This is a genomic window from Mesorhizobium sp. B2-5-4, assembly GCF_006441095.1.
GTDB classification, from domain to species: domain Bacteria; phylum Pseudomonadota; class Alphaproteobacteria; order Rhizobiales; family Rhizobiaceae; genus Mesorhizobium; species Mesorhizobium salmacidum.
Genome location: NZ_VFUR01000001.1, coordinates 345645 through 369619 on the forward strand (window position 1 = coordinate 345645; position 23975 = coordinate 369619).

23 protein-coding genes and 1 tRNA gene are annotated in these 23975 nt (G+C 61.3%); 11 read left to right on the forward strand and 13 right to left on the reverse strand.

Annotation, left to right across the window (positions count from 1 at the left end; genetic code table 11):
- Nucleotides 1-77 precede the first annotated feature (77 nt).
- Both FJ492_RS01750 and FJ492_RS01755 read right to left on the reverse strand, forming a co-directional pair.
- Nucleotides 78-1241 (reverse strand): D-alanyl-D-alanine carboxypeptidase family protein, encoded by a 1164-nt coding sequence (locus FJ492_RS01750; RefSeq protein ID WP_140768185.1) that lies wholly within the window; start codon nt 1239-1241, stop codon nt 78-80.
- A 95-nt stretch (nt 1242-1336) separates the two neighbouring features.
- Entirely contained in the window at nt 1337-2560 is a 1224-nt protein-coding gene (locus FJ492_RS01755; protein ID WP_140768187.1) for a septal ring lytic transglycosylase RlpA family protein, read from the reverse strand.
- Nucleotides 2561-4653: 2093 nt separating this feature from the next.
- On the opposite strand from FJ492_RS01755, the gene FJ492_RS01775 reads away from it, so the two are divergent.
- Nucleotides 4654-4743 (forward strand) — tRNA-Ser (locus FJ492_RS01775).
- A 133-nt stretch (nt 4744-4876) separates the two neighbouring features.
- Here FJ492_RS01775 and FJ492_RS01780 read toward each other — a convergent pair.
- Nucleotides 4877-5074: a hypothetical protein gene (locus tag FJ492_RS01780; protein ID WP_140768189.1), complete on the reverse strand. Its 198-nt coding sequence runs from the start codon at nt 5072-5074 to the stop codon at nt 4877-4879.
- Between the two features lie 573 nt (nt 5075-5647).
- Here FJ492_RS01780 and FJ492_RS01790 point away from each other — a divergent pair.
- Complete coding sequence (locus FJ492_RS01790; RefSeq protein WP_140711572.1) at nt 5648-5860, forward strand: hypothetical protein; 213 nt, start codon at nt 5648-5650, stop codon at nt 5858-5860.
- A gap of 135 nt (nt 5861-5995) precedes the next feature.
- Here FJ492_RS01790 and FJ492_RS01795 read toward each other — a convergent pair whose 3' ends face one another.
- Nucleotides 5996-6712 carry an SDR family oxidoreductase gene (locus FJ492_RS01795; RefSeq protein ID WP_140711573.1) on the reverse strand — a complete coding sequence of 239 codons (717 nt, stop codon included), beginning with the start codon at nt 6710-6712 and terminating at the stop codon, nt 5996-5998.
- Nucleotides 6713-6844: 132 nt separating this feature from the next.
- Here FJ492_RS01795 and FJ492_RS01800 point away from each other — a divergent pair, with 132 nt between their 5' ends.
- Complete coding sequence (locus FJ492_RS01800) at nt 6845-7774, forward strand: LysR family transcriptional regulator (RefSeq protein ID WP_140768191.1); 930 nt, start codon at nt 6845-6847, stop codon at nt 7772-7774.
- 49 nt (nt 7775-7823) lie between these two features.
- Here the strand turns inward: FJ492_RS01800 and FJ492_RS01805 are convergent, their stop codons facing one another.
- Entirely contained in the window at nt 7824-8057 is a 234-nt protein-coding gene (locus tag FJ492_RS01805) for a hypothetical protein (protein ID WP_135880345.1), read from the reverse strand.
- A 321-nt stretch (nt 8058-8378) separates the two neighbouring features.
- Here FJ492_RS01805 and FJ492_RS01810 point away from each other — a divergent pair, with 321 nt between their 5' ends.
- The 7 genes from FJ492_RS01810 (at nt 8379) to rimO (ending at nt 14171) form a co-directional block, all read left to right on the forward strand.
- Nucleotides 8379-9176: a sterol desaturase family protein gene (locus FJ492_RS01810; RefSeq protein WP_140750365.1), complete on the forward strand. Its 798-nt coding sequence runs from the start codon at nt 8379-8381 to the stop codon at nt 9174-9176.
- Nucleotides 9177-9365: 189 nt separating this feature from the next.
- Complete coding sequence (locus FJ492_RS01815; RefSeq protein ID WP_140768193.1) at nt 9366-10172, forward strand: alpha/beta hydrolase; 807 nt, start codon at nt 9366-9368, stop codon at nt 10170-10172.
- Nucleotides 10173-10273: 101 nt separating this feature from the next.
- Nucleotides 10274-10945 (forward strand): DUF2161 family putative PD-(D/E)XK-type phosphodiesterase, encoded by a 672-nt coding sequence (locus tag FJ492_RS01820; protein ID WP_140711578.1) that lies wholly within the window; start codon nt 10274-10276, stop codon nt 10943-10945.
- A gap of 70 nt (nt 10946-11015) precedes the next feature.
- Nucleotides 11016-11303 carry a TfoX/Sxy family protein gene (locus FJ492_RS01825; protein WP_181166012.1) on the forward strand — a complete coding sequence of 96 codons (288 nt, stop codon included), beginning with the start codon at nt 11016-11018 and terminating at the stop codon, nt 11301-11303.
- Nucleotides 11304-11413: 110 nt separating this feature from the next.
- Nucleotides 11414-11821 (forward strand): DUF930 domain-containing protein, encoded by a 408-nt coding sequence (locus FJ492_RS01830; protein ID WP_032935075.1) that lies wholly within the window; start codon nt 11414-11416, stop codon nt 11819-11821.
- Nucleotides 11822-12005: 184 nt separating this feature from the next.
- Nucleotides 12006-12692 carry a TerC family protein gene (locus FJ492_RS01835; protein ID WP_140505329.1) on the forward strand — a complete coding sequence of 229 codons (687 nt, stop codon included), beginning with the start codon at nt 12006-12008 and terminating at the stop codon, nt 12690-12692.
- Nucleotides 12693-12857: 165 nt separating this feature from the next.
- Complete coding sequence (gene rimO / locus FJ492_RS01840; RefSeq protein ID WP_140711580.1) at nt 12858-14171, forward strand: 30S ribosomal protein S12 methylthiotransferase RimO; 1314 nt, start codon at nt 12858-12860, stop codon at nt 14169-14171.
- A 73-nt stretch (nt 14172-14244) separates the two neighbouring features.
- Here the strand turns inward: rimO and FJ492_RS01845 are convergent, their stop codons facing one another.
- The 8 genes from FJ492_RS01845 to FJ492_RS01880 form a co-directional block, all read right to left on the reverse strand.
- On the reverse strand, nt 14245-15312 hold the full coding sequence (locus FJ492_RS01845; protein WP_027142704.1) for a BMP family ABC transporter substrate-binding protein: 1068 nt from the start codon (nt 15310-15312) through the stop codon (nt 14245-14247).
- 51 nt (nt 15313-15363) lie between these two features.
- Nucleotides 15364-16284 carry an ABC transporter permease gene (locus tag FJ492_RS01850; protein WP_140505335.1) on the reverse strand — a complete coding sequence of 307 codons (921 nt, stop codon included), beginning with the start codon at nt 16282-16284 and terminating at the stop codon, nt 15364-15366.
- Nucleotides 16284-17414: an ABC transporter permease gene (locus FJ492_RS01855; protein WP_140711581.1), complete on the reverse strand. Its 1131-nt coding sequence runs from the start codon at nt 17412-17414 to the stop codon at nt 16284-16286. Before FJ492_RS01855 ends, FJ492_RS01850 begins: the two co-directional genes overlap by 1 nt.
- Nucleotides 17411-18988 (reverse strand): ABC transporter ATP-binding protein, encoded by a 1578-nt coding sequence (locus tag FJ492_RS01860; protein ID WP_181166557.1) that lies wholly within the window; start codon nt 18986-18988, stop codon nt 17411-17413. The genes FJ492_RS01855 and FJ492_RS01860 overlap by 4 nt, the downstream gene beginning before the upstream one ends.
- A gap of 216 nt (nt 18989-19204) precedes the next feature.
- Complete coding sequence (locus FJ492_RS01865; protein WP_140768197.1) at nt 19205-20182, reverse strand: quinone oxidoreductase; 978 nt, start codon at nt 20180-20182, stop codon at nt 19205-19207.
- A gap of 27 nt (nt 20183-20209) precedes the next feature.
- Nucleotides 20210-21028, reverse strand: coding sequence for a phosphatidylcholine synthase (gene pcsA, locus FJ492_RS01870; RefSeq protein ID WP_027142699.1), 819 nt, complete (start codon nt 21026-21028; stop codon nt 20210-20212).
- Complete coding sequence (locus FJ492_RS01875; protein WP_140505343.1) at nt 21025-21639, reverse strand: DUF1326 domain-containing protein; 615 nt, start codon at nt 21637-21639, stop codon at nt 21025-21027. Before FJ492_RS01875 ends, pcsA begins: the two co-directional genes overlap by 4 nt.
- 14 nt (nt 21640-21653) lie before the next feature.
- Nucleotides 21654-22583, reverse strand: a complete 930-nt coding sequence (locus FJ492_RS01880; RefSeq protein ID WP_140768199.1) for a DUF2182 domain-containing protein — start codon at nt 22581-22583, stop codon at nt 21654-21656.
- A gap of 71 nt (nt 22584-22654) precedes the next feature.
- On the opposite strand from FJ492_RS01880, the gene FJ492_RS01885 reads away from it, so the two are divergent.
- Entirely contained in the window at nt 22655-23869 is a 1215-nt protein-coding gene (locus FJ492_RS01885; RefSeq protein ID WP_140768201.1) for a UbiH/UbiF family hydroxylase, read from the forward strand.
- Nucleotides 23870-23975 lie beyond the last annotated feature (106 nt).

Genomic DNA, 23975 nt, shown 5'->3' on the forward strand with positions numbered 1-23975 from the left:
AAGGCCCTTGTTCGTGTTCGAGTGGGTTGTTGCGCTCTAGATAGTCCGCGACAGGGAAAACGTCCATGCCGTCGGTACTATCGAAGCCAGCCGACCGCCAGTTCCTTGACGGCGTCGAGCGCGCGTTGCGGCAACGTGCCGACGCCGATCGACTCGGCGGCGAACAACGGTGTCTCCTGGCTCAGCGTGTCGCCGATCCAAACCCGCAGTGCGCCCACCGGTTGCCCCTCCTCCACCGGTGCGGCGACCGGGCCGAAGTAGATGATCCTGGCCGTCAGCTTGTCGCGGTTGGTGATCGGCAGGAAAATGTCGATCGGACCTTTTGCCTTCAGCGTCACGCCGGATTTCGCACCGCCAAAGACCTGGGCCTCCCCGACCACCTCGTCCTTGGCGAAGATCTCGGTCTTCGCGAACGAACGAACGCCCCAATCGAGCAGTTTGCGCGCTTCTTCGGCACGCTCCTTGTCACTGGCCAGCCCGCTCATTGCCGCGATCACCCGCGTGCCGCCGTGGCTGACCGAAGCGACGATGCCGAAGCCGGATGTCTCGCTTGCACCGACAGCCAGGCCGTCAGCGCCAATGTCCATCGCCAGCAACGGGTTGCGGTTCCTCTGCGAGATCTTGTTCCAGGTGAAATCCTTCAGGCCATAGTAGCGATAGAAATCCGGGTATTCGCGCCACAGATGCAGGGCGAGCTGCGCCAGCTCGCGCACGCTTGTCTCCTGGCCATCGGCCGGCAGGCCGGTCGAATTGACGAACGTCGATGTCTTGAGGCCGATCTGGCGCGCGCGTTCGGTCATCTCTGCGGCAAAATTGTCCTCGGATCCGGCCATGCCTTCGGCGATAACGATGCAGCCGTCATTCGCGGCCTGCACGGTCACTCCCTGGATCAGGTCCTCGATCCGGATCGCCGATTTGAGCTTGGCGAACATCGTAGAGGTTCCCGACGGCGCGCCGCCTTTGCGCCAGGCGTTCTCGCTGACCACGAACGTATCGTCGAGTTTGAGGCGCCCGGACCTGAGGGCGTTGAAAACCACCTCCATCGTCATCAGCTTGGCCATCGAGGCCGGCGGAATGGGTTTGTCGGCATCTTTCGAAAACAGCACCGTGCCGGTGTCGGCATCGATCATGAAGGCTTGTGCGGCCTTGGTCTCGAAAAGCTGCGCTTGGGCCGGCGAAAGCGTGAGCAGGAGGCCGAGGAGAAAGAACCCGGCAAAAGGCTGTAGCAAGCGAAACTGCATGAAATTCGACCCGTTGGCCGGCCCCTCCGGCGTGCCGAAACTATCAGGCTTTTTCGCTGAGGGATCAACAGCCGGGCGGAAAGCCGGCTGTTGGATCAGTCGCGCACGACCAGCGCATCGGGCGCACCGTGGGACCATGCCGCCTTCAGCAACTCGTCCAGGCCGCCATGGCCGTCCGGATAGAGGTTGACGGCATACCAGTCATTGCCGTCGAGATCGGAGCGCTGGATTTCTATTCTGCCGAAGGGCTTTAGTGCCGAGGCCACGCGTTTGGCTTCGGTAGCATCGTCGAACGTGCCGGCGGCGACATAATCTGGGCTGGACGGTGCCGCTTGGCGGCCGTTCTTTTTCCACGACCGCAGGATATCGGCGGGCGACATGCCGCTGTCATCCAGAGCGGCAAAGACATCTGCGTGATGGACGCGTTCATTCGCATAGGACAGCGAGGCCATGGCGAACGGCGATTGCGGCGGCAGGCTGATCTCCGGCCGTTCCGGCACGATCGGTCCGAAATCGGGCAGCGCCAGATCGCCGAAGGCCGCCGACTGCGCGGACATCTGCCCCTGCACCGGGGTTGCGGTATCGGTCAGCTGACCTGGAAACGGCACTGCGGCCGCGCCGACCGGAAGGCTCGGCGAAGGTCCGTTCATGGCCACCATGACGCCGGTCGGCAGGCCATCCGACGGATCCGGTATGCGGTTGCCTGGATGGTAAGAGGCCATCAGGTACTGGTCGTCATTGCCGTCGAGCGGCGCGCGGCCGACATATTCGACCTTCACCTTCGCGGTGCCGACCTTGTCGTAGTCCAGCATCTGCGCGGCTCGCTCAGAGACGTCGATGATGCGGCCCTCATGGTATGGGCCGCGGTCATTGACGCGCACGATCACCGAACTGCCGGTTTCGAGGTTGGTGACGCGGGCATAGCTGGGCAGCGGCATGGTCGGATGCGCCGCCGTCAGATGCGCCGTGTCGTAGACTTCGCCGTTGGCGGTCAGCCGGCCATGGAAGGCGTCGCCATACCACGAGGCCAGACCCACCTTGGCGTACTTCTTGTCTTCTTTGGGATAATACCACTTGCCGCGCACCTGATAGGGCTTGCCGAGCTGGTCGCGGCCGCCGCCGCGCCGCATGAAGGCAGCGCGCGGACTGGCCTTCACGCCATATTCGGTCTCGGCGAAATATTCCTTGGAGCGGGTCTTCTTGTAGACCATGCCTTTCGGCTCAGGCTGCGATGCGCAAGCGGCAAGCAATACAGCAGACGCTGCAAGCAACGCAACCGTGGCAACGCGACGAAGACGCGGGTGCGTCACAGCCTGCATTCTTAATTGTCCCCTAAAGTCTAAACCAAAGACGTCGTATCCGACCATCAGAGGAGCCAAGCACTCACTCGACAATGCCAACGACGCCTCGGAACCCCCGATCCTTTGTGGCAGGAATTGTTTATCACGGTATTAACCGATTGTGGCCGGAACCGGGCAAGATTGTGACACTGCTCGTCCTGTCGTTGGCTAGGGAGAGGTATGCCTTTGCGGCGCCTGCTTGCAGGAAGCGATCAGGCGGTTGATCTCCGCTTCGTCGGCAAGTTGCCGGCGTCGGAAAGCCGCTCCAAGGCCAGAACAACGGTGATCGCGCCCGCGAGCGCGGAGCGTCGCGTTTCTGCGTATGCATTTGGTAGTTCTCATCAGGAAGGGCTGTTCAGTCGCCGCCCTCGGGAGGCTTCTCCCGAGGGCGGGCAACGACGGCTTACCGAATGATAGGCTCAATCCAGAACTCAACAACGCAACGCTTACGCAACTGCCAATTCAATAGATTTTGAACGTTTTGGTTCCGTTAGCTATGGCTAAAAAGTAGAAAAAACCCACCTTCTTCATGCATGGCACCGGCGGGACCGGCGCGGGCGGAATCCTCTTCTAAGAATTCTACTTCTTTCATACACCTATCTAAGCCCATTAGCTTGCTGGCGGCCGATGCCGCGAATGGTACGATAGTGTTGAATTGGAGGCTTTATACATGTCGACCCAGAACACAAACGGCTCGAAACTCGACCAGGGCCTTGTATCGGAATCTCAAGCGCGCCGGGACTTTCTTAAGAAGGCGGGGCGTTTCGCCGCGGTTACGCCGCCGGCTGTAACTCTCCTGCTCGGCACCAGCTTGAATTCCAAGGCGATTGCCAAATCAGGCGGATCACGCCCCGGCAACGGAGGGGGAGACAAGAACCACCCCCACGCCGGCCCTCCCGGTCATCCTCAAGCCGGCCCTCCCGGTCAGGTCCATACTCAGTTCCTGATCGAGCGAGGCCACTCTGACAACGCCGGCGGCGGATCCCACGGAGGATCGAGGTCAGGCGATCCTAACTAGCAACCAAGCCCTCTGGATAAAGCCTAAGCGCTGGCGGTATCAATCGTCGCCACGGTCGAGAAGCTGAGGGATAACGGCTGATGCCCGCCTGGCCTGCGAGATCGCAAAAATTAACGGATCGTTGACCGCGCTGTCCTATTCTGAGACAGCGCGGTCTAGTCCCATCCGGACTGCGCAGGCGGCTCCGGCAACACAGCCCCCGCCGCACTGTCGGAGCCGCCACCATACTAGCCTGAAGATACCAGCAATGGTTGAATCAACTGTTACTGCAGTTGTTGCAAATAGAGCGAGCTGCGTCGGCCGCCGTCCCGCCACCAGATGCAAAAAAGCCCGCCGGGCGTCCCCAGGGATGAATCAAGGGACATTGCCGGAGCGTTGGAAATCCAAGCTATCTTAACACGTGAGAAGTGGTTTCACGGCGTGAGGAACGGTAGCGGGCTGTTCGAGGCCAGCATAGGTCAACGATGAGCGGCGGGGTCGGCTATTTCGACTCCACGCCCAGCTCAGGCCGCATGTCTATCGTATCGCCATCTCCATGCACGGCGTCATGGTCCCAATTGTTCGTCTTCTCGGGCGTTTTGACGACAGCCTCTCGGGTGTCTCTGTCTTTGTCCTTGCGGGGCTTTGGACCTGGCACGTCGCGTGATGACTTCGGTTCCATATGCGCCTCCTTTAGTTCTCTCCAGAAACAAGGACGGGAGGCTCGGGTTCCAAAAACAAGAAAGCCCGTTGCCTCGGGCAGCGGACTTTCGCTAGGAGTTGAGGGGACATCTCCACGCTGCGGAGACAACAGACCACAGTGGATTGGTTCCAATGTTGGTCTCTGTTTGGCGGCGCGTGCTGTGAGCGCCTGGGGTATTCGAACATCGGAATCACGCTGGACGTTTATTCCCATGGATGCCGGGAATGCAGGCCGACGTAGCGGAGCAAGTTGACGTCGCGTTGCAGGCGGCTATAAGCAGCGATCGAAAACGCAAATAGTTGCAAAGTGCGTAGCAGCCGGCATTTCTCGACCGGACGCAGAATCTAAAAAGCGCAGCGTTTGTAACTACTTGGAGGGATGGCCGAGCGGTTTAAGGCACCGGTCTTGAAAACCGGCGTGGGCGCAAGTTCACCGTGGGTTCGAATCCCACTCCCTCCGCCAAGTCACGCCCTGAAAAGCCCGGAAACCATAGGGTTTGGCGATTTTTGGTTAGTGACCAACTAACCAACCTACCAACCAGATCGGTTCGGTTCTGGGTCCGAATTCCCCCAGCCGGCAAAGGCATTGCAGGATTTCAGGGGCGGAAAATAGGCTGCAATGGTTGTAGCCCTTCGATCAGCATTTCATAGGTCGCCAAAATAACCTGATACGTCGAAGACGTTATATCCAGCCGGAGGATTTCTCCCGACATGAGGTGCATCAGCTTATGCGCTGCTTGCTGCACATCAGATGCACCAAACCAAAGTGGCGGAAAGTCTTTAGGCCTTGTCATTGGCGCTTCCGCGATTCGGACAACGTATCGAGCCGCTGTTGCAGATGCCCATTGAGCACGGTCATTTCCTTTAGCGCCTTCACGGGATCACCCTTGTGGAGCGCTATAAATTTGTCGGCGGTGGCTTGAAGCACTGCCTCTTGACGGCTGTCGAGCTGACAATGTGGAAGCCGAACCCGCCGCTCCTTGACGCCCTGAATCAAGAAAACGCCCGCCACGTTTTGCGTAGCGGGCGCTAGTTCATGGGAGGAAATGAACGCGTGCGGTCAAGGGTGGCCCCCTTTTACCCTCGATGACGATACGCCTCGCCTGGTTGCATAATAAGCGCGCACCAGTTGAAGCACCGCATTATTCGGGTTGCGTGACTTTTCCGCCACAGCCCGGGCACCTGAGCAGCCGAGCTAAACTTGCAAATATGCAGTTTTGATGTGGGGGGATCGTGGTTCCTTTCAGTGCAGCAGCGGGGCGCCGACGACGGCCAGCGCTGCGGTGAGGGCCAGGAGCAGCAGCAAAGGCAGGGAGGCGGGTTAACCATGCCGAATCTAGATGCGGTTGGCCTTCAGCAGGCGTACGATGGACTCGCGGGAGGGCATCTGGGAGGAGCCCTTTATGTTTGAAGTGCGGAGCTTTGTCGCCAAGATGGTGAAACGCGAGCGCGTAGCTGCCAAGCAGCGCGTGATGCCGCCGATAGTGAAAACACTCGCCGATCGGCCGGTTCACATCAAACCCCGGCCCGCCAAGAACAGACCGGCTCCGCCGCAGCATCACGCCGCCAGCAACATGTAGGCTTTCAGACGCCTGCACTTTCCGCACAGGACCGACGCTTAAGGATTGAGCGCCGACGCTCGATCCTTTCCCTCTTTCTCCAGAACCATCGTGCGGTGCCGGTGACGTTTGCGACGTTCCGCTTGGCGGGCCATATCACCAGGGGACGGTGCGGCCGAGATAGTCGACATAGGTCAACCCCGAGGTTCCCCGCATGGCAATCAGGACGTTCACAAGGCTGGGCACGCTTTCCTCGATGCTCAGCCGTGCATCTGGTCCGCCCAACTCAGTACGGACCCATCCAGGCGCCATCAGCACCATGGCACGCGATGTTGCGGCATGGCGGGCCGCGAAGCTTCGCATGAGCATGTTCAGCGCCGCCTTGCTGCCGCGGTAGACCTCACGTTGACCTGTTTCGTTGTTGGAAATGCTGCCCTGCCCGGACGACATCACGCCGATCAGACCGGTCGCCGGGACAAATGGCTCCAGACCCTCAAGGACACGCATCGGGCTGAGTGCATTTGTGACCATCACGCGAACGAACTCGTCGGTCGTCACATCAGCGATCGTTTCAGCCGGGTTGTTTGTCACGCCGGCATTGACGAACACTATGTCGAATGCCCTGCCCGACAGCCGGTCGCGCAAGGCCGCGACCTGATCGGGCTCGCAGATGTCGACCGTCTCGATTTCGAGCCGGCCGTCGAACTCATCCGCGAGATCGTGCAGCTTGGTCCGGCCGCCGCTTTCCCGGATCGTGCCAACGACGTGCCAGCCTTTCCTGAGGAACTCGGCCGCCATTGCGTGGCCGAGGCCGCGCGATGCGCCGATAAGAAGGGCTGTACCTGATGGGGTGTTCAGAACGTCTGCGGACATTGGGCAATCTCTTTCGTTTGCTGGGTGACCGCAGATATGGGCAAGCGGAAGCCACGCGCCAGACGCGCCAAATTCAAACTATGATTGCATCCGGCGCTATGTCTGCCAGAACAGCTGCGATAAGGCTGTGCCATGGACAATGTGGACTTGAACCTTCTCGTGGCGCTGGACGTCTTGCTTGCCGAAGGCAGCGTGACGGGGGCGGCCCGCCGGCTCGGCTTGAGCACCTCGGCGATGAGCCGGACGCTCACGCGACTTCGCGCTGCCACCGGCGACCCGCTGCTCGTCCGGGCCGGACGCGGGCTTGTGCCCACGCCCCGCGCCACGGAATTGCGCGATCGCGTCCATGAGCTCAGCCGGGATGTGCGAGCTGTTCTACGGCCGCAAAACATGCGCCTGGACCTGGCCAAGCTCGAATTGACATTCACCATTCGCGCCAGCGAAGCATTCCTGGAATTCCTTTCCGGCCCGGTCGTGATTGCGGTCACCCGTGCGGCGCCCCGTGTTCGCCTGCGCTTCACACCCAAGCCCGACAAGGACGCGCGTCCGCTTCGGGAAGGTCTCATCGATCTGGAGATCGGTTTGCTTGGAACGTCCGCGCCCGAGATACGCACCCAGTTCCTGTTCCACGACAAATATGTCGGCGTGGCCCGGGCCGGACACCCGCTTCTGACGGGCGCCTGTGTGACGCCCGAACGCTACGCCGCCTGCAAGCATGTGGTGGCATCACGGGAAGGAAATGTCGTCGAGCCGATCGATGGAACCTTGGTGAAGCTTGGCCTTGGACGCACCGTCGTGGTTGTCGTGCCCGGCTACCCCGATGCAATGCGGATCGTGCGCCAATCGGATCTGGTCGCGACCGTGCCGCGCTCGTGTTTCGGCAACGCCGGCACAAGCGACCATGCCGTCACGGCGGGTCTCGAGAGCTTCGAGCTCCCGCTTCCCATTCCGGAGTTCAAGATATCGGCGATGTGGCATCCTCGCATGGATGCCGACCCGGCGCATGGTTGGCTGCGCGATACCGTCATGTCGGTTTGCCGGGCGGCTTATCCCCGGCGATGAAGTGTGATCGCGCAGCGATAGTAAGTCCAACGCCAAGGCGCCGACTTGCTCAGTCTGATTGCTGTGTGCGCTCCGCGATGGCAAATGCCTGCAGGTTCCTGGCCTTGCCGATGTCCTGGTCCGCGTTCGCGATGATCGAGAAGAAGGCTGCTCTCGCAATGTCCTTCTTGGAGGCCTTGGGGTGCGCTTTCCGGGCAGCTTTGACAAGCTGCTTGGGAGACATGTCGGGCGTGACGATCCTCATGAGGGTGTCGCCGATCGCACTCATTTCGCTTGCATCCATGATGGGCGTCCCTGTGCTGACCGCAATGCCACAATAGCAAGGACAACTCGCGACCGACAATATGGTTCTGGAAAATGAAAAACCCCGCCGGCAGGGACCGGAGGGGTTAGTCCTAGGAGGACGCGCGTTGCGCTGCGTTCGACAAGCGCGCGCCGACCAAGTAGCGCCAGCTTGCGACGCGGATGTGACACACGGCGAGTGCGTGACAAGCCGTGAGCATGACACAGGCGGCCGGCATCAAGCCTTTCGAAAGGAGAAATGTGGTTCTGTCGGAAACTGAAGCGCGGGTGGCGCTGGCCAAGGCAAGGCGATAGCGGTCGAATGGATATCTTTGGCATCAAGGGGCTGTTGATCTGCGCGCTGATCTTCATTCCGTTCGAGCATCTGTTTGCAGAGCGACCGCAGAAGATCCTGCGCGACGGCTTGGGTGTCGACCTGATCTATATGCTGTTCAACGGCCTCGTAATAAAGGCAGTAGTAGTCCTGATCGCGGCGAACACGCTCGAAGCCGCTGCAATACTGGTTCCGCAATCGGTAACGCACGCGATCGGCGGCCAGCCAATCTGGCTGCAGGTCGCCGAAATCATCGTGATTACCGATACAGGTGTCTACTGGGCGCACCGTGCGTTTCACGAAATCCCCGCGCTTTGGAAGTTCCATGCGGTCCATCACGGCATCGAGGAACTGGACTGGCTCGGTGCATTCCACTCTCACCCCGTCGACTCCATAATCACGAAGGCAATTTCGCTGACTCCGATCTTTTTTCTCGGATTTTCCGAAGCTTCGATCGCGGTCTTTTCCGTCATCTACTTCTGGCACACGCTGCTCGTTCATTCGAACTTGCGAATTCCGTTCGGCCCCTTGAAGTGGCTTATCGCCAGCCCGCAGTTCCATCGCTGGCACCATGCCAACCAACGCGAAGCCTATGACAAGAACTTCGCCGGACAGTTGCCCTTCCTCGACGTGGTGTTCGGCACCTACAATGCGACTGGCAACAAAGTGCCTGAGAAGTATGGCGTCGATGATCCGGTCCCCTCCAGCTACTTCGGACAGATTGGCTATCCACTGCTGCGCCGCAGGAAACGATCGAATCGGGCAATGCCGGAGAGCAACACCTGACGGCAGATATTGACCGCGGCTGTTGCCGCCCGATGCTGGCTGCTTCGCGCCGAACGGCGTTCAGGGCGGCAACACAACCCCACTTGTCGTGTCGCCTGATGGCAGCAGAAATTCCTTCGTGGGTTGGTGTCGGCGGGTGCCGGCGATTAATGTAAGTCCTGCGCAATTTGCCACGAGGCTGGTTTCGGCATGGATTATCGCGACGACGACCTCACGAAATTCGAAGCGCATGGCGCCGCTCCTTTGCCGGCCGCGGCGGACGAAGGTCAGGTGGAGCACGAGGGCGCAAAGATCTGGTACGCGACGTTTGGGACGGGTTATCCCGTGATCCTGTTGCATGGCGGCCTTGGCCATAGCGGCAATTGGGGATTTCAGGTCCCGTCATTGGTCAAGCACGGCTATCAGGTCGTCACCATCGACAGCCGCGGCCATGGACGCAGCACCCGCGACGAACGGCCGTACAAATACGAACTGATGGCCTCGGATGTCCTGGCGGTGATGGACCGCCTGCAATTGAACAAGGCTATCGCAGTGGGTTGGAGCGATGGCGCCTGCGTTGCCCTGATCCTTGGGATGAAGGCCGCCGATCGCATCGCGGGTGTGTTCTTCTTCGGCTGCAATATGGATCCCAGCGGCACGAAGGAGTTCGAGGCCAGTCCGGTCATCGAGCGGTGTTTCAGCCGGCACAAAAAGGACTATGCCGAGCTGTCGGCCACGCCAGGTCAATTCGATGCGTTTGTCAAAGCTGTCGGCCTGATGATGAAGAGCGAACCCAATTACGGCGCCGCCGAACTGGGAGACATCGGCGTGCCCGTGGCGATCGTCCAAAGCGAGCACGACGAGTTTATCAAGGACGAGCACGCGATCTATCTGGCCCACAGCATACCGGGATCGGAATTGGTCATGCTGCCCGAGGTCAGTCATTTCGCGCCCTTGCAGCGTCCCGATCAGTTCAACCACGTGCTGCTGGCTTTCCTCAAAAAAATTCATCCTTGAGCCCTGCCGCACCGCTTCCGGAGTCCCAGCTCCGGGCCATGCACGCGAGACATCATTTCGCCTGCGAGGCTTTTCACGTCGAATCGGCTAAGCCTTGCGGCATGAACGAGACCTCACTTTATGCGCCGGTGAAGCGTTTCCTCGAAAACCTCGACTTCGTCGTGAAAGGCGAAATTGGCGGCTGCGATATCGTCGCGCTCCGCGAGGGAGAGCCCCCGATCGTCGTCATCTGCGAGTTGAAACTGCAGTTCAATCTCGAGTTGGTTCTGCAGGGCGTCGACCGCGCGGCTGCTTGCGATGAAGTGTGGCTGGCGGCGCGCATGTCGGCGCGTGGCAAGGGGCGCGAAAGCGATGCCAGGTTCCGCAACCTTTGCCGTCGGCTCGGCTTCGGCCTGATTGGCGTAACCGCCAATGATCGGGTCGAAGTGCTTCTCAGTCCGATCGCCGTGGCGCCGCGCAAGAATGCGCGACGGCGTTCTCGCCTTGTCGACGAGCACCAGCGCCGCCGCGGCGATCCTGTCGCCGGCGGAGGATCGCGCACTCCGATCATGACCGCCTACCGGCAGAGCGCCCTCGCCTGCGCCGCGGCGTTGGCGGACGGGCCCAAGCGCCCACGCGACCTGAAGGCGCTGACGCCGCTTGCGCCAAAGATCCTGCTGCATAATGTCTATGGCTGGTTCGCGCGCGTCGACCGCGGCGTCTACGATCTCACGGACGCTGGCCGTGCCTCGCTGATCCGTTGGCCGCAGGCCCCGGACAGTTCGCCAGGATGATCGTGAACGTGCTCTATGCCGTCGGTCATTTTGAGCGGGATTTGCCGATCGAACCAGGGGATGCATGGTGATGGTGCGCATCCAGGACATGCGAAACCTTGGCCCGGCGACGGCGCGGATGTTGGCGGAAATCGACATTGTCTCCGACGACGATTTGCGCAATCTCGGCTCGGTCGAAGCCTATCGTCGCCTGAAGTTTCGATTTGGCCGGCATGTGACGATCCTCGCGCTCTATGCCATGGAAGCTGCATTGTGCGACTGCGATTGGCGGAATCTCGATCAGGACACCAAGGTGTTTCTCCGACAACAGGTTGGCGCCGGCCAAGTCTTGGGGACGGCGTTACGCACGCCTCGCTGATCCGTTGGCCGCGGTCGTCCGACGATGAAACACGACACGGGATTTTGAACGCGCCGACCGCCTGAACACGGGAACCTGCCAGGCCTGTTGGTTGATTTTTCAGACAAAACATGCTGCTAGTCCCGCCCATGAAGACACTATGTATGACGGCCGTGGCGTCCTTGGCCCTGGCTTTTCCGGCCAGCGCCATGGACAGCGCCCTGCGCGCCGGCCTCCTGAAACTCGATCCGCAAACTCGCCTCGAACAGCGTTGCGACGCCGAAATCCTCGACCGCATCTCTCATGACGACCGCAAGTTCAAGGCCGACCGCGTCGTCGCATACGCCTTCGCGACGCCAGAGATGAGCGCCGACGCGATCCGGAGCCCTGGTGCGGCGTTCCGCAGCAAGGGACAATGGTACCGGCTGAAATTCAAATGCCAGACGGGACCGGACCATATGGACGTTCTCCAGCTCCGCTATCGGATCGGGGATGAGATCCCGGAAGCCGACTGGGCGAAGTACAATCTCTACGATTAGGTTCTCGCGGGCTCGCGCCGGCATCTGGCTGCAGTCGGCGGCTGTTGAGAATCTCGCGTGGTTCCACCGCCACGAAAATGGTTTTCCAGCGTTGTCCGGTGCTGCGACTTGACGCCAGCGGACCATGCCTTTAGGCCCGTTGCGACGATCGACGACGAACACTCGACGAAGGGCTTCCAGGTCGATGGAAATTTTTACCACCGCGGGCTTTTCGGCTCTTCTTCAGGTCATCGCTATCGATCTTGCCCTCGCGGGTGACAATGCCATTGTCATCGGCCTTGCGGCGGCCGGCCTGCCGGTCAGCCAACGCAAGCGAGCCATTCTTGTCGGCATCGCGGCTGCCACCGTTCTTCGCATTTTCTTCGCCTTGATCACGCAATGGCTGCTGACCATTGGTCCCATGCTGCTTATCGGTGGCGGCCTGCTTCTGCTGTGGGTTTGCTGGAAGATGTGGCGCGAATTGCGTGTCAGCCACGACGACGAGCGCGACGCCACCGAAGCGCTGTCGAACGGCGACTTCGACAAGGATGGCGTCGTCGGCGGCAAGGGGCCAAGCAAGACCTTCTCGCAAGCCGCCTGGCAGATCGTCATTGCCGACGTGTCGATGTCGCTCGACAATGTCCTTGCCGTGGCGGGAGCGGCCATGAACCATCCGACTGTGCTGATTGTCGGACTGGCGCTGTCGATCGCGTTGATGGGCTTTGCCGCGTCGTTCGTCGCGCGTCTGCTGCACAAATACCGCTGGATTGCCTATGTCGGCCTGGTCATCATCCTCTATGTCGCGGTCAAGATGCTGCTTGATGGGGCCGTGCAGCAATTCCCCGATCATTTCGCTTTTTTAGCACCCTGGTTCGGATCAGGAGGCCACTGAGCCACCCTGATGGCGTGGACCAGCCCATCGACAGGTTTGCTTGATTGCTGAACCCGTGCTATTGCGCCGCGCGTATTGGCTCCGGCCATGCGCCACAGACCGACATTTACAGCGACTTGAGGCCGGGGCACCGTTTCGGCCCGTGCCCCCATTGGAAACTTGCCTATGTCCGCCCCTCGCGTCAGTTTCGTCAGCCTTGGATGCCCGAAGGCGCTCGTGGATTCCGAGCGCATCATCACGCGTCTGCGGGCCGAGGGCTACGAGATCGCCCGCAAGCATGACGGCGCCGATCTCGTTGTCGTCAATACCTGTGGTTTCCTTGATTCCGCTCGCGACGAGTCGCTCAACGCCATCGGCTCCGCGCTTTCGGAAAACGGCAGGGTCATCGTCACCGGCTGTCTGGGCGCCGAGCCGGACGTGATCCGCGAGAAGCACCCCAACGTGCTGGCGATCACGGGGCCGCAGGCCTATGAGAGCGTGATGGCCGCCGTCCATGAGGCTGCCCCTCCCTCGCACGATCCCTACATCGACCTCCTGCCGCCGCAGGGCGTCAAGCTGACGCCGCGCCACTATGCCTATTTGAAGATTTCGGAAGGCTGCAACAACCGTTGCACCTTCTGCATCATCCCGGCACTTCGCGGAGACCTCGTTTCGCGGCCTGCGGCCGATGTGCTGCGCGAAGCCGAAAAATTGGCCAAGGCCGGCGTCAAGGAACTCCTCGTCATCTCGCAGGATACCAGCGCCTACGGCATCGACATCAAGTACCAGACGTCCATGTTCGGCGACCGCGAAGTGCGGGCGAAATTCCTCGATCTCTCGGAGGAGTTGGGCAAGCTCGGCATCTGGGTGCGCATGCACTATGTCTACCCTTATCCGCATGTCGCCGACGTCATTCCGCTGATGGCCGAGGGAAAAATCCTTCCCTATCTGGATATCCCCTTCCAGCATGCCTCGCCGCAGGTGCTGAAGAACATGCGCCGGCCCGCCCATGGCGAAAAGACGCTTGAGCGCATTCGCGGCTGGCGCGACGTGTGCCCGGATATCGCCATCCGCTCGACCTTCATCGTCGGCTTCCCCGGCGAAACTGACGACGATTTCGAGATGCTGCTCGATTGGCTGGATGAAGCGAAGATCGATCGCGCCGGCTGCTTCAAATACGAGCCGGTCAGGGGCGCCCGTTCCAACGACCTTGGGCTCGAGCAGGTGCCTCAGGAGATCAAGGAGGCGCGCTGGCATCGCTTCATGCAGCGCCAGCAGAAGATCTCAGCGACGCAGCTGGCCAGGAAGGTCGGCAAACGGCTGCCGGTGCTGATCGACGAAGCGCATGGGAACTCGGCAAAGGGCCGCACCAAATATGACGCGCCTGAGATCGACGGCTCGGTCCACATCCAGTCGCGCCGGCCGTTGCGCGCCGGTGATATCGTCACCGTCAAGGTCGAGCGCGCCGACGCCTATGATCTCTACGGTTCGGCCGTCTGACCCTTCCTCGCTTTCCCGACAAATGAAAAGGGCGCCTCGCGGCGCCCTCTCAGTATCCGAGGTGATCCGCTGCTTATTGCGGCAGCTTGTCGTCGACGCCCTTGACGTAGAAATTCATGCCGAGCAGCGTGCCGTCGTCGGCGACCTCGCCGTCCTTCAGCCAAGCCGAGCCGTCCTGCTTGGCGATCGGCCCGGTGAAGGGGTTCCAGCCGCCGGCGATCTTCTTTTCGGTCGCTTCGGCCATCGCCTTCACGTCGTCGGGCATGTTGGTGTAGGGCGCGAGCTTGACCGCGCCGTCCTTGATGCCGAGCCAGACATTGTCCGGCTTCCAGCTGCCGTCGATGGCTGCCTGCACGCGGCTGATGTAATAAGGACCCCACTCGTCGGTCAGCGAGGTCAGCTGCGCGTTCGGCGCGAACTTGATCATGTCGGACGACTGGCCGAAGCCGTGCAGCTTGCGCTCTTCGGCCACCTGCAGGGCAGCGGTCGAGTCGGTGTGCTGGACAATGATGTCGGCGCCCTGGTCGAACAGTGCCTTGGCGGCGTCGGCTTCCTTGCCCGGATCGAACCACGAGTTCACCCAGACGATCTTGGCCTTGAAGTTCGGATTGATCGATTGCGCGCCGAGCATGAAGGAGTTGATGCCCATCACCACTTCGGGGATCGGGAAGGAGACGATGTAGCCGGCGACGCCGGACTTCGATTCCTTTGCGGCGATCTGGCCGAGCACGTAGCGGCCTTCATAGAAGCGCGCATTGTAGATGCCGAGATTGTCCCCGGTCTTGTATCCGGTGGCGTGCTCGAACATCACCTTGGGAAACTTCTTGGCGACCTTCACTTCGGCGTCCATGAAACCGAACGAGGTGCCGAAGATGATCTTGCAGCCTTCGCGCGCCAGACGCTCGAAAGCCCGGTCGGCGTCGGGGCCTTCGGAGACGTTCTCCAGATAGGCGGTTTCGACCTTGTCGCCGAGCGCTTTCTCGACCTCGAGGCGGCCCTGGTCGTGCTGGTAGGAATAGCCGAAATCGCCGATCGGGCCGGTATAGACCCAGCAGGCCTTCAACTTGTCAGCGGCCTCTGCGGACGCCGCCAGCGACAAAGCCGCTGTCGTCGTCATCAGGGCAATAAGCAGTTTTTTCATTGTGTTACCTCTCTGTGTTAAGCCTTGGAGCTTCCCGTCTTTTTGTTGTTGTCAACGATCCGGAACGAATGGCTGCCCGAGGGAGGCCGGCGTGTTCATCATCGTCAGACGCTTGTTGCGCGAGATTAGAACGAGAACCACGACGGTTGCCAGATAGGGCAGAGAAGAAAGCATCTGCGAGGGCACCGGAATGCCAAAAGCCTGTGCATGAAGCTGGCCGATCCAGACCGCGCCGAAGATGTAGGCGCCGGCCAGCACCCGCCATGGCCGCCAGGATGCGAACACCACCAGTGCGAGCGCGATCCAGCCGCGGCCAGCGGACATGTTCTCGACCCACTGCGGCGTATAGACCAGCGACAGATGCCCGCCGGCAAGACCGGCGCAAGCGCCGCCGAAGATGACCGCCAGGTAGCGGAAGCGGATGACCTTGATGCCGAGCGCATGCGCCGATGTGTGGCTGTCGCCGATCGAACGCAGCGTCAGCCCGGTACGCGTCTTGAACAGAAACCACATTACCGCGGCCGTCAGCGCGATCGAAATGTAGAACACAGGATCCTGGCCAAAGAGCAGCCTGCCCACGATTGGAATCGAACTAAGGCCGGGAATGTCGAGATTGGGCAGCCTGACACCAGGCTGGCCGACGAAGCGCGTTCCCATCATGCCGGAGAGCCCGAGACCAAGCAGTGTCAGTGACAGGCCGGTCGCCACCTGGTTGGTGGCCAGCGACAGCGTCATGACCGCAAACAGCAGGGAGAAAAGCGCTCCCACGGCGATCGCCGCCAGGAGGCCGATCCAGGGCGACCCGGTCAGATAGCCGGCTCCGAAGCCGCCGACGGCGCCCATGACCATCATGCCTTCGACACCGAGATTGAGCACGCCGGAGCGCTCGACCACCAATTCGCCGATCGCCGCGATCAAAAGCGGCGTCGCCGCCGTTGCGATGGTCAGGAGGATGTTGACGGTAATGTCCATCAGCGGGCTTCCTTCAACTTTGGCGCGGCCTCGAGCTTCGCGGGGGCTTCCTGTCTGGTCAGCGCAAGGCCGATCAATCGGATGCGGTAATGAATGAGCGTGTCGCAACCGAGCACGAAGAACAGCAGCATGCCCTGGAACACCCTCGCCACCTTGTCGGAAATGCCGAGCGCGCTTTGCACCGCCTCGCCGCCGAGATAGGTCAGCGCCAGAACCAGGCCCGCGGCGACGATGCCGAGCGGATTGAGACGGCCAAGGAAGGCCACGATGATGGCGGTGAAGCCATAGCCGGGCGAAATCACGGGCTGCAGTTGCCCAATGGCACCGGAGACTTCCGAGATGCCGGCAAGCCCGGCCAGCGCGCCCGACAGCAGGAAGGCGAAGAACACCATGCGGTTCAGGCCGAAACCGGCGAACCGCCCTGCCCTCGGACTGGAGCCCAGCACGCGGACCTCGAAACCCTTGAGCATGCGGCCCATCAGGATCCAGATCAGCACCGCCGCAACCAGGGCGAAGACGAAGCCCCAATTGGCTCGCCCGGCATCGGGCATCAGCTCCGGCAGCACGGCCGAGTCGCCGAACTGGATCGTCTGCGGAAAGCCGTGTCCCTGCGGATCGCGCCAGGGACCGCGCACCAGCCAGTCGAGGAACAGCTGCGCGACATAGACCAGCATCAGGCTGGTCAGAATCTCGTTGGTATTGAACCGGGTCTTCAGCAAGGCCGGGATCGCCGCGTAGGCCGCACCGCCGACCATGCCGAGCAGAAGCATCAGCGGCAGCACCAGCGGGCCCTCGAATTGCGGAAACAGCACGGGAATGATGGAGCCGAAGATTGCGCCGAAGATGAACTGGCCTTCGGCGCCGATGTTCCAGATATTGGCCTTGTAGCAGACCGACAAGCCGACAGCGATCAGGATCAGCGGAGCGGCCTTGATTGCCAGCTCATGCAATTGCCAGACCTGGCTGATCGGCTCGATGAAATAGATCTTGAATGCGTTGAGCGGGTTGACGCCGAGCAGCGCGAACATGATGGCTCCGGCGATGATGGTCAGCGCGAAGGCGATGAACGGCGACAGCATCGAAAACAGCGCCGAGCGCTGCGGGCGTTTGACGAGTTCGAGGCGCATCATGCCGTCTCCAGCGTGTGTTCGGCGTGGCCGGGTTCGGCGCCGCCCATCAACAGGCCGACCTTCTCGAAAGTCGCCTCGGCGATCGGCATCGGCTTGGACAATTCGCCATTGTGCATGACCGCGATCGCGTCCGATATCTCGAACAGCTCGTCCAGATCCTGGCTGATCACCAGTACGGCCGATCCGCTGCGAGAGAGCTCGATCAGGGCCTGGCGGATGTGGGCGGCGGCACCGGCGTCGACGCCCCATGTCGGCTGGTTCACCACCATGACGCTTGGCCGGCGGTCGAGTTCGCGGCCGACGATGAATTTCTGCAGATTGCCGCCCGAAAGTGCCGCTGCTTCGGGATCCGGCGCGCTTTTGCGCACATCCATCGCCTCGACGATGCGTTGCGAAGCGGCGTAGACGGCGCCGCTCCTGACCATGCCACCGGCGCCGACAAAGGCCTTGCCGTCCGTGGCGTGGCGCGACAGCAGGAGGTTTTCCGAGAGTTTCATGCGCGGTGCGGCACCATGGCCGAGACGCTCCTCCGGCACGAAGGCACCCCCCAGCAAGCGCCGCCCGGTAATGGTGAGGCCGCCGGCGTCCTTGCCACGGATGCGCACCGAGGCGGTATCCTGCTGCAAAACCTCGCCGGAGACGGATTCGAAGAACTCGCCCTGGCCATTGCCGGCGACGCCAGCAATGCCGATCACCTCGCCGGCGCGGACATTGAGGCTGATGTTCTTGAGCGGAATGGAAAACGGCGTTGCCGGCTTGCGGTTGAGGCCGCGGATTTCGAGCAGCGGCTGCGCGGTTTCGATCCCCTCGACCGGCGCCCGCACCACGGCCTGCACCTCGCTGCCGACCATCATGCGGGCGAGCGATGAGGCTGTCTGCTCGCGCGGATTGCAGTGACCGACCACCTTACCATGCCGCAGCACCGTGGCGCGGTCGCAGATGCGTTTGACCTCTTCGAGCCGGTGCGAAATGTAGAGGATCGATTTGCCTTCCGAGCGCAACCGTTCCAACGTCTCGAACAGTTTGTCGGCCTCCTGTGGCGTCAGTACCGATGTCGGCTCGTCCAGGATGATGAGTTGTGGCGTCTGCAGCAGGCAGCGGATGATCTCGATGCGCTGGCGCTCACCGACCGAAAGATCGCCGACCAGCGATTCCGGATCGAGCGGCAAGCCGTAACTGTAGGAAAGCGCCCTCGCCTTGGCCGCGATGCTGCTGATCGGCGAGCCGTCATCCAGCGACAGCGCGATGTTCTCGGCAGCCGTCAGCGCCTCGAACAGCGAAAAATGCTGGAACACCATGCCGATGCCGAGCTTCTTGGCGGCGCCAGGGTCGGTGATCCGCACCGCCTGGCCATTCCAGAAAATCTCGCCCGAATTGGGCTCCAGCGAGCCGAACAGCATCTTGACCAGCGTCGACTTGCCGGCGCCGTTTTCGCCGAGCAAAGCGTGGATTTCACCTTTGGCGATGTTGAGGTCGATATGGTCGCACGCTGTCAACGTGCCGAATATCTTGGTCAGGCCACGAACCTCAAGCAGGTTCGCCCCATCATGATTTGCACTCACAGTGCCTCCCATCCGGATTACCGGACATGTTCTGTGTTCCCGCAAGCATCGTATGCGCGGCCGGCTCTCGTGCGAAAGCAGCACCCGACTTGAAAGAGCTTCAAGAATTTCAGCGGAAACTCAAGGGTAAAGATTAGCCCTTTTCGCACAAGGATCCGGCTGGCCGGCTTTTCGTGCAAACCATGCCCGCCGCTGCGGCAGGACGCTGAAAACCCAGGCAGACTGTCGTTAGGGAACCAGGACGGTCGTACCTGTCGTTCTACGTCCTTCAAGATCCTGATGTGCCTTGCCCGCGTCCTTCAGCGCATAGCGCTGATTGATCTTAATCTCGACAGCACCACTGAGCACAACCTCGAACAGTGCGGCGGCGGAGGCGTCGAGGTCCTCGCGTTTAGCATTGTAGACGAACAGCGTCGGCCTCGTGGCGAACAGCGAGCCCTTCTGCGCCAGCAGCGACATCGAAAACGGCGGGATGGGTCCGGAAGACTGCCCGAAGCTGACGAACATACCGAGCGGCTTGAGGCAGTCGAGCGAGGCCGGAAATGTGTCGTTGCCCACGGAATCATAGACAACGTCGCATTTCCTGCCGCCGGTGATCGCGGCGACGCCGGCGACGAAATCCTGCTCCTTGTAGTTGATGACGTGATCGAAACCGTGTGCCTTGGCCAGTTCGATCTTGTCGGCAGAGCTGGCGGTGCCGATGACCGTCGCCCCGAGATGCTTCGCCCACTGGCCCAGAATGAGCCCGACGCCGCCGGCCGCTGCATGAAACAGGATCGTGTCGCCTGCCTTCACCTTGAAGGTCCGGCGCAGCAGATATTCCGCGGTCATGCCCTTCAGCATCATGGCGGCCGCCTGTTCGTCGCTGATGCCGTCCGGCACCTTGACGACCTTGCTGGCATCGATGACGCGCTCTTGCGCATAAGCGCCCGTCGTCACGGCATAGGCAATCCGGTCGCCGGGCTTCAGCCAGTCGACGCCCTGGCCGACTTCCAGCACCATGCCGGCGGCTTCGCTGCCCGGAATGAGCGGAAACCCGCCGGGCGGCGGATAGAGGCCCGAGCGATGATAGACATCGATGAAGTTGAGACCGATCGCGGTATGCCTGATCAGGATATGGCCCGAACCCGGCTGGCCGGGATCGGCGTCTTCATAGGTCAGGACTTCCGGGCCGCCATTGGCATGGATGCGGATCGCTTTGGGCATGGACGGGATTCCTTGAAAAGCAGCTGGTCAGGCCTTTTTGGCGCCGAGGTTTGGAAAGAACTGCATGAGGCCACCAATGGTTGCAAGGTAGAGCCCGGTAACGGTAATGCCGATCTTGGTGAAGGTGCCGACCTGCTCGCCCAGCACGCCAATCTGATCGTAGAAAGCGGCGAGCGCCGCCTGCGCAAGCGCAAGCGCGCCAAAGGCGCACCACAACAGTGTCATGCCGAGATTGATCGGCCGCAGCCGCTCCACCCGCACCGGATGGATAAAGTTTATCGGGACAAAAGTCAGAATACCGGCCACCACGACCACCGCGAACGAAACCCATTGTCCCGGTTCGATGACGAATAGAGTGAACACCACCATGTTCCAGACCACGGGGAATCCCTTGAAGAAGTTCTCCTTCGTCTTCATGCCGGTGTCGGCATAGTAGATCGCGCTCGACACGACGATGATGGCGGCCGAAAGGAACGAGAGGCCTTCGCCCATGAAGCCCCGTTGGTAGAGCGCGAAGGCCGGGATCAGCACGTAGGTCACATAGTCGATAATGTTGTCGAGGAGTTCGCCGGACCAGGTCGGCAGGATTTCCTTGACCTCCAGCTTTCGGGCGATCGGCCCATCGATGCCATCGACGAACAGCGCCAGTCCGAGCCACCAGAACATTGCCGTCCAGCGCTCCTCGCTCGCCGCGACCAGCGACAGGAAAGCCAGGAACGAACCGGAGGCGGTCAGCAGATGCACCGAAAACGCGCGCGCCTGCGGCCAGGTGACCTTCTTCTTCGGTCGCGGAATCCGCTCGGTGATCTTCTCGGCGATTTTCCGGGCCTTTGTGTTCTTTCTCACGGGCCCCGCCAATCCAGCTTGCAGATTTCGGCCGAGCGGCCGGCGAAATTCCAGTTGCGGCCAAAGGCGCGCATCTTGCTCTTGTCGGACCTCGCCACGATGATCTCCGGCGCGATCCAGTATTCGGAATTCGTGATCACCGTATCCTTCTCGCGGTCCTTGCCCGCGATTGGCGTGACCGCCCCGTCGATGATCTTCGGTATCTGGAAAATACGCGTCTTGTCCCGCGTCTCGTAGGTAATCGGCACCTGTTCGACGCCCAGGAATTTGCCGACAAGGATTGAGAGCAGCGACGTCGTCCCGCCGGCCTTGCCGGTGAAGATCTTGGTCAATGCCTTGACCACGTAGACCGAGGCTCTGATGTCGATGAACAGGCCCGCGGTCCAGTTGCCGCGGCTCATGTAACCGGGGATTTCCATGATCAGCCCAAGATTGAGGCCGGAAAGGTCGACCTCGCCGAAATGGCCGGCGTCGATACGAAAACCCGCCCAGGTCTGGCAATAGCCCTCGGTCGGAGGATGACTGCCAAGCGACAGCACGCAAGGACAAAAAACCGTGCAATTGCAGGAGAGTACGAGCTCTCCTTTCATTGCCCAGCTTTGATCTGCCATCGAATTTCCCCCCGTCATAGCGAGACTACTAGCAGCGCGGCTGCCCAGACAAGCAGTATCGCACCGGCCAGCCGGGTTGGAAGACTGCCCGTCGTCTGTTTTTCAATCAGAGTGAACACACCGATCAGCGCCATCCAGAAGACATTCATCACGCCCACGGCGAACATCACCAGCATCAATGCCCAGCAACATCCCAGGCACCAGATGCCTTGCGCGGCGCCGAGCCGAAACACGCGGACGGTCTCGGCACTCCAGTTCGAAAACAGGATCGAGAACGGGTTCCGGCATTTCGTCAGGCAGGCCTCCTTGAGGCCGCTGAACTGATAGAGGCCGGCAACCAGCAAGGCGAGCCCACCAGCAACGCCAAGCACCGGATCTAATATCTCTCCGGAGGCGGCGAATGCGTGGACGGCAAGTGTCAGTGCCGCAAACAACATCGAGGCGGCAAGCCAGACGTAGAGATAGCCGGCAACCAGCACCATCGGATGGACGACTGACTCCCCTTTGATCCGCGCCGTATCGGCGATCTCGCAATAAATGCGGATCATTGGTGCCGCGGATGGCAGCATCGCGGCGATCGCCATGAGAAACCACATGAGGATGAGCGCCAGGGTATGCGGGCCGATGCTTGCGTCGAGCGGCGCTGGTGAAAGGCAGAGCGCGAAGAATCGTTCGAAGACGGCCGGTAACGGCAGTTTCGGCAAGTTACGCAACAAAGCATCGCCTGGCGCGCTGATCTGGGCTTCGGCGCTGCGAATCGCCATCGCGGCAAGCAGCAGCCAGGCCAGTGCGATGCTTACACCGACGACGACGTTGACCGTCAAGCGCGGGTTGCGCGCGACGTTTGCCGTGGCGCGGCCGGCACGATCGAGGTGGCTGAAATCATCCTGTTGGCCGGTCATTCCACTCGAATGGGCCGAATCGCCGCGTTGATCAAGCCGCATGATCTGCCCTATATGCGTCTCTTGACTGGTAGGTCTGAAGGCCACCTCGCACAGCAAGCCGGAAACCGATCTTGGAGCATCAGGAAACAGCGCGGATACTGATCGCAGGCACGGGGCCGGCGGGATTGATCGCTGCACTTGCCTTCGCCGATGCCGGCTTTCCGGTGACGATTGCCGGGCCCGAGGTTTCGGCTCCCGACGGCCGCACCACGGCGCTCATGACGCCTGCGCTGAAAGTGCTCGAACGGCTGGGCGTGCTCCAGGACATCGAGCCCGAGGCCGCACCCTTGAAGGTGATGCGCATTGTCGATGCGACCGGCCGGCTGATCCGCAGTCCCGTCGTCACTTTCCGCGCCAGCGAGATCGACGAGGAACAGTTCGGCCTGAATATGCCCAACAGCGTCCTTGGACCCGCGCTTGCCGGCAAGGTGGCCGCGCATTCCGGGATCGAATGGCGCAGATCGATGGTGAAGGCCTGGCATCTTGGCGGCGACAAAGCTCATGCCGCGCTGGCTGACGGCAGCGAGATCGATGCATCGCTTGCGGTCGCTGCCGATGGTCGCCTGTCGCCGGCCCGCGAGGCCGCCGGCATCTCGACGGCGGCGCGCGCCTACCCTCAGGCGGCGCTCGTCCTCAATTTTGGCCACAGCCGCGAACATGGCTTCACCTCGACGGAGTTCCATACCGAGACCGGCCCGTTCACGCAGGTTCCGCTGCCGGGCAATCGCTCCAGCCTTGTCTGGGTGGTCAAGCCCGAGACCGCCAGGGAGCTTGCCGCGTTGGACGACGCAACGCTCTCGCTGCGGATCGAACGAAAGATGCAGTCGATGCTCGGCCGAGTAATCGTGGAGCCGGGCCGCCAGATTTATCCATTATCGACGGTGACCCCTCTGCGTTTCGCGGCGCGACGGGTGGCGCTTGTCGGTGAAGCCGCGCACGTCTTCCCGCCGATCGGTGCGCAAGGCCTCAACCTAGGCATCAGGGATATCGACGATCTAATTGGAATCGCAACGGAAAATCGCGGAGATCCCGGCGCTGCCGAGGCCCTTGCAGCCTACGATTTCAAACGCCGGCCTGACATCCTCGCGCGGAGTAGCGCGGTCAATCTGCTCAACGTGTCGCTTCTTTCCGATATGTTGCCGGCGCAAATGGCGCGTGGCGTCGGTCTCGGCGTGCTTGGTGGTTTTGCACCGCTTCGCGCCTTTTTCATGCGCGAAGGGCTGCGTCCCGGCAGCGGCTTTGCGGCCCTTGCGGGCGGCCTGCGGAAGCCGACGCGGCAGCGGTAGCGATTTTGCGGGCTTTGCCGCGGCATCGCGACGTTCATCCAAAACCTTTGTTGCGCATTCCGCGTATTTTGAAGGCGCTCGGACGCTCGGGATTGAATTGATGCGG